We start from the raw sequence: 1,225 nt of genomic DNA on the forward strand, positions 1-1,225 counted from the left end.
GCTGTGAGTTCAACTGATGGATGCAACACATTGGTTAAAACGCTCTGCGGGTGATTCATAGTCTAACGTTTTTCTCGGTCTTTCGTTGAGCTGTCTGGCAACGCTGTTTAGTCTTTCTTGGCTGTGAACCGATAAGTCAGTTCCTTTTGGAAAATACTGCCTAAGCAATCTGTTTGTATTTTCATTGGAGCCGCGTTGCCAGGGGGATTGAGGATCGCAGAAGTAAACCTGGATATCTGTGGCTACAGTAAACCGGGTGTGGCTGGTCATTTCAGCGCCCCGGTCCCATGTTAATGTTTTATATAGCTCTGCAGGTAATTCCCGGGCTTGTTTGATGAGTGCAGATATAACCGTTATGGTCTTGTTGTCCCTGATCCTGGCCAGCATAACAAAACGGGAATGACGTTCTACGAGGGTGACGATATAGGAGTTTTTAGAGCCCTGGATCAGGTCACCTTCCCAGTGACCTGGTATGGCTCTGTCAGCGGCTTCAGGTGGTCTTTCGCTGATAGAGATTGTATTCGGGATTGACCCTAATCCCTTCCCTTTAAGCGATGATGTTCTGGATCTACGCACGACTCTTCCGCTTCTGAGGCATTGCTGCAGTTCTTTTTTTAATGCACCCCGGGTTTGTATAAAAAGCGTTTTATATATCGTTTCGTGTGACACATGCATTTCCTGATTATCCGGATAACAGCGTTTCAGCCAACCGGCGATTTGTTCCGGCGACCAGTCCTGATGCATCTTCTCTGCGATGATTTTACACAGTGTGGGTCTTTCAATTAGCTTGCAAGGTTTTGGTCTCAGAGCATTTTCCCAGGCAGCAGTATCCGCTTTTGATGCACGGTATTGTTTTGCACCACCGTGCCTCTTGATCTCCCGGCTAATCGTTGAGGGGGCTCTCGATAGTTTGTTAGCGATCGCCCTGATGCTGATTTTTGCTACCAGCGCTCTGGAGATTTCCTCTCTTTCATCAAGTGAAAGCGCTAACGGATGCCGCTTTCGGACAGGGGGGCGGTATCCACCAGTCTGGTGGATAGTGGGCATAATAGAAGAATGATATCTGTCGAACATTCTGGCGATATCATGCAGGGAATCACCTTGCTTATATCTGTCCCAGATAATCGCCTTCTGCTCTGGCGTGTAGTTAATCCGAGTTCTTCGTTTCATGGCAACGCCCCCCTTGATTAAGGATAGCGTTGCATCGACCCATTGAACTCACAGC

1 protein-coding gene is annotated in these 1,225 nt (G+C 47.9%); it reads right to left on the minus strand.

From position 1 onward, the window contains the following. Positions 1-9: 9 nt before the first annotated feature. Complete coding sequence (locus DEU53_RS22900) at positions 10-1,170, minus strand: IS30 family transposase (RefSeq protein ID WP_110868471.1); 1,161 nt, start codon at positions 1,168-1,170, stop codon at positions 10-12. Positions 1,171-1,225: the final 55 nt, after the last annotated feature.

This window comes from Pantoea sp. AG1095, assembly GCF_003208415.1.
Taxonomy (GTDB): Bacteria; Pseudomonadota; Gammaproteobacteria; order Enterobacterales; family Enterobacteriaceae; genus Pantoea; species Pantoea leporis.